This window comes from Celeribacter sp. SCSIO 80838 (assembly GCF_056498065.1).
This window is the reverse complement of sequence record NZ_JAZKMA010000001.1, coordinates 3711734-3721186: the sequence shown is the minus strand read 5'-3', so window position 1 is coordinate 3721186 and position 9453 is coordinate 3711734. Positions and strand designations below refer to the sequence as shown.

The window sequence follows — 9453 nt, the reverse complement described above, 5'->3', positions numbered from 1 at the left end:
TCGAACCGCGCGCCGCGCAACTCTTCCATGCGTTCGGGCGCCACGAAAGGCACGGTGGAGGGCAGGCTTTGGGCGAGGGAGGTGAGGCGCGTGTCTGTCATGCGCTTCTCCTGCCTCAAAGAACACGCCTGCGCAAGCGCCGTAACGTCAGACCTGACCATGCATTTTCGCGCTGCTAGTTTCGTCTCAGGAGGACCCGCCATGACCGTCACGCTGACCATCGAAAACCACATTGCCCACCTGACCCTGAACCGCCCCGACAAGATGAACGCGGTGACCGAGACGCTGATCGCCGATCTCCTCGCCCGCGTGGCCGAGATTGCCGCCTCCGACGCGCGTGTCGTGCTGCTCTCCGGGGCGGGGAAAGCGTTCTGCGCCGGGCTCGACACCTCGAATTTCCAGCGCTTCCTGACCGAGGATCTCGACGCCCTCGTGATGGACCGCACCCATGGCGACGCCAACGCGTTTCAGGCCTTTTCGCTCGCGCTCTATGACCTGCCGATCCCGGTGATTGCCGCGATTCACGGCCCCTGTTTCGGCGCCGGGATGCAGCTCGCCATCGCCGCCGACATCCGTATTGCAAGCCCCGAGGCGCAGCTCTCGATCATGGAGATGAAATGGGGCCTCGTGCCGGATATGGGCGGGATGGTGCTGTTCCCGCGCGTGCTGCGCTCCGATGTGCTGCGGCTCTTGACCTACACAAACGCGGTCTTGCCCGCCGCCCGCGCCGCAGAGCTTGGCCTCGTCACCGAACTCGCCGAGGATGCCCGCGCCCGCGCGCAGGAGATCGCCAGCACGATTGCAAACAAAAGCCCCTCCGCCATGCGGGTCGCCAAACGGTTGATCGCCACGGCAGAAACCTCACATGAGCGCGCGCATATCCTGCTGGAGGAAAGCCGCGAACAACGCGCGTTGATCGGCACGCCGCATCAAATCGAAACCGTCATGGCCCAGATGCAAAACCGCCCGCCGGTTTACGACTGATGGTTTTCTGATGGCCTAAATACTCAAAACAAAAGGCCCGCCGAAAGCGGGCCTTTTTCAATCCTTTAAACCGGCTCAGCCAATCTCTCAGCCGATCTCTGAGAGCCGCGCCAAAGCGGATTTCAGCTTGGCCTCTTCCTCTTCACGCGCGGCGAGATTTTCCTGCGCCTCGGCCACAACCTCTTCGGGCGCGGACGCCACGAAATTCGGGTTGTTCAACCGGCCGCGCAGGCCCCCAAGCTCCTTGGCAAGCTTGCCGAGGGACTTTTCGAGCCGGGCTTTTTCTTCGGCGATGTCGATCACCCCTTCGAGCGGCAGGGCAAAGATGCCGCCCGCGACCGAAATGGTGATCGCGCCTTTCGGCATGGTGCCTTCCGACACAGAGTCGAGGCGTGCAAGTTTGAGGATCAGCGCTTCGTTATTGGCGAAGGCGGTTTTGCCGGCCTCGTCCAGCTCGACCTGCACCATCGGGATTTTCAGCCCCGCCGGCACATGCACTTCGGCCCGCGACGACCGGATTTGTTCCACCAGATCAATGACCCAGTTCATTTCCGCGCCCGCATCCGCGTCGATCAGATCGTCCGAAAGCTCCGGCCAATCGGACAGCGCCAAAAGCGGACGCGCGCCATTGACCGTGCCCCAAAGTTCTTCGGTGATGAACGGCATGATCGGGTGCATCATGGCCAGCGCCTGATCGAGCACCCAGCCCATGGTCTGGCGCGTCTCGGCCAAGGTCGCCTCGTCCCCGTCGTAGAACAGCGGTTTCGAGAATTCGACATACCAGTCGCAGAATTTGCCCCAGACAAAGGCGTAAAGTGCGTTGGCCGCGTCGTTGAAGCGGTATTCTTCGAAGGCTTTGTTGACCTCGGCCAGCACCTTCACCGTTTCGCCGATGATCCATTTGTTCACGGTCGCGGTCGGGGTGGGCGTGACGCCCGGCGTGTAACCTTCGAACACGCCGTTCATCTCGGCAAAGCGCGCGGCGTTCCAGATTTTGGTGCCGAAGTTGCGGTAGCCTTTGATCCGGTCGACGGAGAGTTTCAGCACGCCGCCGATGGAGGCCATGGACGCGTTGGTGAAGCGCAGCGCATCGGCGCCGTATTCGTCGATGATCTCCAGCGGGTCGATGACGTTGCCGGTGGTTTTCGACATTTTCTTGCCCTTCTCGTCGCGAACGAGCTGGTGCAGGTAGACGGTGTGGAACGGCACTTCGTCCACCACCGCGAGCTGCATCATCATCATCCGGGCGACCCAGAAGAACAGGATGTCGAAACCGGTCACAAGAACATCGGTCGGGAAATATTTCGACGTGCTCTCATCCCAGTTCGGCCAGCCGAGTGTGCCGATCGGCCAAAGCCCCGACGAGAACCAGGTGTCGAGCACATCGGCATCGCGCCAGACCGGATAGACCAGCTTGGTCGGGTCCTGTGTGACGTTGTACTGTGCCAGAGCGTTTGCGAAGACCTCGTTGGCCTCCTGACGGGTCGCAACCTCGACCACGCGGCAGTGATTGAGCGGCGTCGGCAGATTGTCCATATCGGCGAAGAACTTGCCATGGACGCCCTCGAAATCGGACGCACAGTGATGCACCGTCCCGCGATGCAACATGCCGCCCTCGGTCAGAAGGCGCATCAGTTCCACCTCGTCCAGTGCGCCGTCGCCCTCGTCATCGGTGAAATCCGGCGCGGAGAGGTCCAGCCCGTACCAGACCGGGATCTGGTGGCCCCACCAAAGCTGGCGGGAGATACACCACGGTTCGATGTTCTCCAGCCAGTGGAAATAGGTCTTCTCACCGCTTTCCGGCATGATTTTCGTCTTGCCTGTGCGCACGGCGTCGAGCGCCTTGCCGACGATTTTCTCCGCATCCACGTACCACTGATCGGTCAGCATCGGCTCGATGACGACCTTGGAGCGGTCGCCAAAGGGCTGCATGATCGGCTTGTCTTCGACATAGGGGAGCGAAATGGTGGTCTCATTTCCCTCATCGTCTTTCGTGGTCTTGGTGGTCATCACCGCCAGACCTTCGGCATTGATCTCCGAAATCACCGCTTTGCGCGCTTCGAACCGGTCGAGGCCGCGCAGGTGCTCGGGCACGAGGTTGATCGTGTCGACCTCAGATTCGGTGAAGGGCTTGCCCGCGAGGATTTCGGCGGCAAGGATCGCACTGTCTTCATAAGACAGACCATCGGCGCGCATCGCGCCCTTGGTGTCCATCAGGCGGTACATCGGCAGATTGCCGCGTTTCGCCACCTGATAGTCGTTGAAATCATGCGCGCCGGTGATTTTCACCGCACCCGAGCCGAAATTCATATCCGGGTATTCGTCGGTGATGATCGGGATCAGACGGCGGTGCTCTTTCGGGCCGACCGGAATTTCGCAGAGCTTGCCCACGATCGGCGCATAACGTGCGTCGTCCGGATGCACCGCCACCGCGCCGTCGCCCAGCATGGTCTCGGGCCGGGTCGTGGCGATAGAGATATAGTCGCGCTCTTCGGAGAAGGTGACATTGCCGTCCTCATCCTTCTCGACATAGGTGTAGGTCTCACCACCCGCGAGCGGGTATTTGAAGTGCCACATGTGGCCCGCAACTTCGATATTCTCGACTTCCAGATCGGAAATCGCCGTCTCGAAATGCGGGTCCCAGTTCACAAGGCGTTTGCCGCGATAGATGAGACCTTTCTCATACATATCGACGAACACCTTGATCACCGCGTCATGGAAATTGCCTTCCTCGCCTGCGGGCGCACCCGGCGCGCCGGACATGGTAAAGGCGTTGCGCGACCAGTCACAGGACGACCCCAAACGCTTCAACTGGTTGATAATGGTGGAGCCGTATTTGCCCTTCCATTCCCAAACCTTCTCAAGGAACGCCTCACGGCCAAGCTCGGCACGCGACGGCTGCTGCGTCTTCGCCAGTTCCTTTTCGACCATGAGCTGGGTCGCGATGCCCGCATGGTCCTGCCCCGGCTGCCAGAGCGTGTCGAACCCGCGCATCCGGTGCCAGCGGATCAGAATATCCTGGATCGTGTTGTTGAACGCATGACCGACGTGCAGCGCGCCCGTCACGTTCGGCGGCGGGATCATGATGGTGAAGGTCTCGTCGCGTTTCTTATGGGCGCCGGCTTTGAACGCCCCCGCCTTTTCCCATTCCGCATAGATGCGCGCTTCTGAATCCTGCGCGTCGAACGTCTTTTCCATGGCCATCGTGGTCTCTCGCTTCGTTCCGGTCCGGGCACGGGGAAAGGCCCCGCGCTCAAGGGTCCCGCGCTTTTACCCCGCAGGAGGTGAGAGGGAAAGGGAGAAACTCCCCACGTTTCCGAGAGAAAATTCCGGGGAAGGCGGCCAAATTGACGTGGTGTTAAACCTTGCTGTGGCATCACATCCTCCGGACCCGAGAGGAGAAAACCATGGGCGCCGCCTCCGCGCGATTGCAAAGACTGGCCGACCGGATGATCCGCAGCGGGATGCATCGCGGTGTGACGCTCTCGATGTTCGACCGGGACACCGGGCGGGAGGTGCATGTCGGCGCGGGCAATCTCGACAGCCGCACGCCCTATTTCGCCACCGGTGTCACCAAGCTCTTCGTCACCGCGATCCTCCTGCAATTGCTGGAGGAGGAGAAAATCGACTTCGACCTGCCCTTCGTGCATTACCTCGGCCAGTGCGCTCCTTGCTCCGAATTGCATGTCAAGGACGGGGTCGACCGCACCGGGGAGGTGACGATCCGCCATCTGATGTCGCACACCTCGGGTTTCGGCGATTATTTCCTCTACCGCATGCATGCCCGCCGCTTGCGCCACCAGATCGCCGACGGCATCGACAGCGGCTGGAGTTTCGAGGAGGTGATCCAACGCACCCGCTCGCACGGTGCGGTCGCGGCCCCCGGAGCCTCGAAACGTGCGATCTACACCGATACGAATTACCACCTTCTGGGCCGCGTCATCGAACAGATCGAGGGCAAAAGTTTCGCTCAGGTCGTTCAGACCCGCGTCGCCGAACGTTTGGGCCTGAGTTCGACCTATATCTATTGCGACCCCGCCGACCGCCACCCGACGCCGCCGCTCTCGCACCGCATGCAGGTCCATGTGCCGCGCACCATGGCCTCGTTTCAGGCCGACAGCGGCCTCGTCACCACGTCGCGCGACGCGCTGATCTTCGCGCGCGGGTTTTTCGAGGGCTACCTCTTCGACAAACGCGTGTTGCCGCGGCTCTACACCTGGCGCCCGATGTTCTTTCCCGCCGAATTCGGCAGCGGCATCATGAAAGTTGAGGCGCCGTGGTGGCTGCATCTGCCCTATCGCATGAATTTCCCACCGCAGCGCGTCCTGCACAAGCCGCCGCGTCTCATCGGGCATTTCGGCTTCGGCGGAAGCACCTGTTTCTACGCGCCCGATCTCGGCGTCTATGTCGCGGGAACGGTCAACCAACTGTCTGACCCGGTGCGCGGCATCGTCTTTGCCGTGCGCGGGGCGGAGGAGATGGCGGGCAACATCCGGCAGGCGCAACTCGCCGCGCTTCGGGCCGATCCGCGTGACCGGCCGCATCCGGCTGAGTAGGGGCGGATCGGGTCCTAAATCGCCCTGTCGAACTTGATTGACAGGTGAATCAGGCTCTCGACGTCCTGCACCCCGGTGATGCCGTTGATCTGCTCCAGCGTCTGATCGATCTCCTCCGTGGTATCACAGGCGATCTGCGCGATCAGATCGACCCGACCCGTCGAGGTCGCGACCATTTCCACCTCCGGCAAGGCCTTGAGTTTCGTCACCACCGAGGCCGAGGTGCGCGGCTCGACCTGAATGAGCACCGTCGCCTTGATCCGCCGCGCCAGCGCCACATCGCCAAGCTTGATCGTATAGCCCGCGATGATCCCGCTGGTTTCCAACCGTTCCAGCCGCGCCTGCACGGTCGAGCGCGCCACTTTGAACCGCCGCGCCAGACGCGACACCGATGTCGATGAATCGGCGGCCAGTGCCGTCAGGATTTTTTGATCAAGTTCGTCCATTTTCCCGCTCCGAAATCCCGCGCGGCCCAGCGTTTTGGACCGGCTGATAAAGCATTATAAATTTGACCGGACATTTCGTTAAATTGACCGGCATTTCGCACGATTTTACTATTCCTATCGACCAAATCAACACGCATATAGCGATCACTGAAAGACAGGTTCGAAGGACGGTCGCCGAGGGAAAACGAGGCGGTCCCGCACCTAACCTGGTTAGGATTAATCGCGTAAGCGCAATCCCAACCGGAGTTTTCCCGGGCAAGATGTGGCTGCGCTCTGTTGGTAAAGGACATGACCAATGGGGCTCTCTAAGACCATCTGGGCAACGCCCAGCGAATACCTGCGCACGCATGCTCCCGAGCATCCGGTGCTGTTCTTCTCTCCCGCGATCCTGCAAGCGACCGCCCGTCGTTTTATCAAAGGCTTTCCGGGCCTTGTCACCTATGCGGTGAAATCCAACCCGGACGAGGAGGTGCTCGTCAACCTCGTGGCCGCCGGTGTCAAAGGGTTCGACGTGGCCTCTCCCGTGGAGATGAACACCATCGCCCGCATCGCGCCGGGTGCGGCCATGCATTACAACAACCCGGTTCGCTCGCGCACCGAGATCCTGCACGCCGTGAAAATGGGTGTGAAATCCTACTCCGTCGACAGCCACTCCGAGCTGGTGAAGCTGGGCGAACTTGTGCCCGCCGACGGTGTCGAAATTTCCGTGCGCTTCAAACTGCCGGTCGAGGGCGCTGCCTATAACTTCGGTGCGAAATTCGGCGCGACCGTCGAAACCGCTGCCGAACTGCTGCTGCTGGCCTCGCAACTGGGCTTCACGCCCTCGCTCACCTTCCATCCGGGCACGCAATGCACCGATCCGCATGCATGGGACAAATACATCCGTGCCGCTGCCGAGATCGCTCAGATGGCCGACGTTAAAATCGCCCGCCTCAACGTGGGTGGCGGTTTCCCGTCCCACCGTCTGAACGAAGTCGTGCCGCAGCTTGAGCCGACCTTCGATCTCATCGGTCGTGTGGCGCGTGAGGCCTTTGGCGACGACATGCCGGCGCTCGTTTGTGAGCCGGGCCGTGGTCTTGTGGCGGAAAGCTACTCGCTGGTGACCCGCGTCAAAGCGATCCGCGACGATGCCCATGTGTTCCTGAACGACGGTGTCTACGGCGGTCTCTCCGAGTTGCACCTCGTCGGGGTCATCGACCGCATCGGCGTGTTCGGCCCGCAAGGTGTCAAACGCGAAGGCGACAAGGTGTTCCGCACCGTCTTCGGTCCGACCTGCGACAGCCTCGACAAACTCCCGTCCGAGCTGGGCTTCCCGGCGACGATGGAAGAGGAGGATCACGTGATTTTCTACGGTCTCGGCGCTTATTCGGTTGCCACCGCGACCAAATTCAACGGCTTCGGCCAGATCACCGTGGAAACGGTGCAGCGCCACATCTGATCGTCAGCTTATCGTCTGGGTGGCGATCATCCGGGCCGAATGTCCCGGCTCCGTATGATCAAACCCGTGACGCAACGTCCCCTCCCTCGCAAAAGGGAGGGGATTTTTCATTTTCCCATGCTAACTCTTTCACATGGATCAGAAAAAAGGCTTCTTCGGGCGGGTTTCCCACCTTTTCAAATTCCGCCAGCGGGTGCGCACCTCCGGCGGCCACCATTCCCGTGGTCCGCTCACCCATGTGATCATCATGGACGGCACGCTTTCCTCGCTGGCGCCCGGCGACGAGACCAACGCGGGCCTGACCTACAAGCTCTGTACCGAGGCTGCGCAGAAGACCGGTCTGGGCGCGAACATGTTGGTGCGTTACGAGGCGGGCATCCAGTGGCGCGGTTGGCGCGATACCATGGACGTGATCGAAGGCCGCGGCATCGACCGGCAAATTCAGCGCGTCTATGGAGCCTTGGCCTCGCGCTACCGCCCCGGCGACCGCATCTTCCTGTTCGGCTATTCCCGTGGCGCCTATGCGGTGCGTTCCCTGTCGGGCTTCATCGACATGATCGGCCTGCTGCGTCCGGAGGCGGCGACGGAGCGTAACATCCTGACCGCCTACCGGCATTACCAGATGGCTCCGCATGCCGCCTCATCGCATGCGTTTTCGGCGCGCCACTGTCATCCACGTGTCGAAATCGAATTCTTAGGCGTCTGGGACACGGTCGCGGCGCTGGGCATTCATTTCCCGCTCCTGTGGCGCTATTCCACCGTATTTCACGAATTCCACGACCAGATGCCCGCGACCTGCGTCAAACGCGCCTATCACGCGCTGGCCCATGACGAGGCGCGCGCGGCCTATGAACCGGTGCTGTTCGAAACCAACCCGGACGCGCCGATCTTCGCAGGCAAACGTCAGGTGCTGCAACAGATGTGGTTTCCGGGCACCCATGGCGACATCGGCGGGCAATTGTTCGGCAACAATCCCGAACGACGCCTGTCGAACGCCACGCTGGTGTGGATGCTCGACAAGGCGGAGGCGGCGGGTTTGCCCCTGCCGCAAGGCTGGCGCAGGCGTTACCTCGCCGACCCGCATGGGCCCTCCGTGGGCATGAATCGCGGCTGGGGCAAGTTCTTTGTGCTGCGCGAGCCCCGCGGGGTGGGGGCGGACCCCTCAGAGATCCGGCACCCGGCGCTAAAGCGTTAGGCCACGCCCAGATTCGCACAGACCGCCTTCGTCAGCGTCGGACGGTTCAGCGTATAGAAATGCAGGTCCTCGACGCCCTCGTTGAGAAGCTTTTCGCAAAGTTTGGTGCAAAGATCGACCGAGAGCTTGTGGTGATCCTGCGAATGCTCGAACGCGGCCTCATAGCTGATCGGGATCGGCGTGCCGCAGCTCGCGGCGAATCTCTGAATGCCTTTCCAGCTTGTGATCGGCAGGATGCCGGGAATGATTTCGCCGGTGATGCCTGCGCGCGCGCAACGGTCGCGGAAGCGAAAGAAATTTTCCGGTTCAAAGAAGAACTGAGTGATCGCCGAATCGGCCCCGGCTTCGAATTTGTGCTTGAGCCAAGTGATGTCGGAGGTCTCATCCTCTGCATCCGGGTGCGGGTCCGGGTAGGCGCCGACGCGGATCTTGAACTCGCCGGTCTCCTTGAGCGCCGCGATCAACTCCGCGGAATTCGCGAAACCGCCCTCCGCCGGGGTGAATTTGCCCGCGCCTTTCGGCGGATCGCCCCGCAGTGCCACGATCTCGTTGACGCCTACATCCTTGTATCCCTTTGCAATCGCAAGGGTTTCCTCTTTCGTGGCATTCACACAGGTGAGGTGCGCCGCGACGTTCCAGCCGTATTTGCGGGTGAGCAAAGCCACCGCGTCATGGGTCAGCTCGCGCGTCGTGCCGCCCGCGCCATAGGTCACAGAGGCGAATTCCGGCGTCATGTCGCCCAATACCTGAAGCGTCTCGAACAGAGAAAAACAGGCTTCGATATCCTTCGGTGGGAAGAATTCGAAAGAGATTTTGGGCGCGTTGGTCATCGTC

General features: G+C 61.4%; 7 protein-coding genes. 4 read left to right on the top strand and 3 right to left on the bottom strand.

The window, feature by feature from the left end; translation table 11 throughout:
• Positions 1-201 precede the first annotated feature (201 nt).
• Entirely contained in the window at positions 202-984 is a 783-nt protein-coding gene (locus V1475_RS18670) for a crotonase/enoyl-CoA hydratase family protein (RefSeq protein ID WP_479413932.1), read from the top strand.
• 87 nt (positions 985-1071) lie between these two features.
• On the opposite strand, the gene V1475_RS18665 is transcribed toward V1475_RS18670, so the two are convergent.
• On the bottom strand, positions 1072-4188 hold the full coding sequence (locus tag V1475_RS18665; protein WP_479413931.1) for a valine--tRNA ligase: 3117 nt from the start codon (positions 4186-4188) through the stop codon (positions 1072-1074).
• Between the two features lie 203 nt (positions 4189-4391).
• Here V1475_RS18665 and V1475_RS18660 point away from each other — a divergent pair, with 203 nt between their 5' ends.
• Positions 4392-5540 carry a serine hydrolase domain-containing protein gene (locus V1475_RS18660; protein ID WP_479413930.1) on the top strand — a complete coding sequence of 383 codons (1149 nt, stop codon included), beginning with the start codon at positions 4392-4394 and terminating at the stop codon, positions 5538-5540.
• Between the two features lie 14 nt (positions 5541-5554).
• On the opposite strand, the gene V1475_RS18655 is transcribed toward V1475_RS18660, so the two are convergent.
• On the bottom strand, positions 5555-5986 hold the full coding sequence (locus V1475_RS18655; RefSeq protein WP_434286342.1) for an Lrp/AsnC family transcriptional regulator: 432 nt from the start codon (positions 5984-5986) through the stop codon (positions 5555-5557).
• A gap of 295 nt (positions 5987-6281) precedes the next feature.
• On the opposite strand from V1475_RS18655, the gene V1475_RS18650 reads away from it, so the two are divergent.
• Together V1475_RS18650 and V1475_RS18645 are read left to right on the top strand one after the other, a co-directional pair.
• Positions 6282-7424 carry a type III PLP-dependent enzyme gene (locus tag V1475_RS18650; protein ID WP_479413929.1) on the top strand — a complete coding sequence of 381 codons (1143 nt, stop codon included), beginning with the start codon at positions 6282-6284 and terminating at the stop codon, positions 7422-7424.
• A 133-nt stretch (positions 7425-7557) separates the two neighbouring features.
• Positions 7558-8619, top strand: a complete 1062-nt coding sequence (locus tag V1475_RS18645; protein ID WP_479413928.1) for a DUF2235 domain-containing protein — start codon at positions 7558-7560, stop codon at positions 8617-8619.
• On the opposite strand, the gene metF is transcribed toward V1475_RS18645, so the two are convergent.
• Positions 8616-9449 carry a methylenetetrahydrofolate reductase [NAD(P)H] gene (gene metF, locus V1475_RS18640; RefSeq protein ID WP_434286345.1) on the bottom strand — a complete coding sequence of 278 codons (834 nt, stop codon included), beginning with the start codon at positions 9447-9449 and terminating at the stop codon, positions 8616-8618. The genes V1475_RS18645 and metF overlap by 4 nt on opposite strands.
• Positions 9450-9453 lie beyond the last annotated feature (4 nt).

Coding starts and splice junctions, on each gene's coding strand:
- V1475_RS18670 (WP_479413932.1), top strand. CDS start 202: ATGACCGTCACGCTGACCATCGAAAACCACATTGCCCACCTGACCCTG.
- V1475_RS18665 (WP_479413931.1), bottom strand. CDS start 4,188: ATGGCCATGGAAAAGACGTTCGACGCGCAGGATTCAGAAGCGCGCATC.
- V1475_RS18660 (WP_479413930.1), top strand. CDS start 4,392: ATGGGCGCCGCCTCCGCGCGATTGCAAAGACTGGCCGACCGGATGATC.
- V1475_RS18655 (WP_434286342.1), bottom strand. CDS start 5,986: ATGGACGAACTTGATCAAAAAATCCTGACGGCACTGGCCGCCGATTCA.
- V1475_RS18650 (WP_479413929.1), top strand. CDS start 6,282: ATGGGGCTCTCTAAGACCATCTGGGCAACGCCCAGCGAATACCTGCGC.
- V1475_RS18645 (WP_479413928.1), top strand. CDS start 7,558: ATGGATCAGAAAAAAGGCTTCTTCGGGCGGGTTTCCCACCTTTTCAAA.
- metF (WP_434286345.1), bottom strand. CDS start 9,449: ATGACCAACGCGCCCAAAATCTCTTTCGAATTCTTCCCACCGAAGGAT.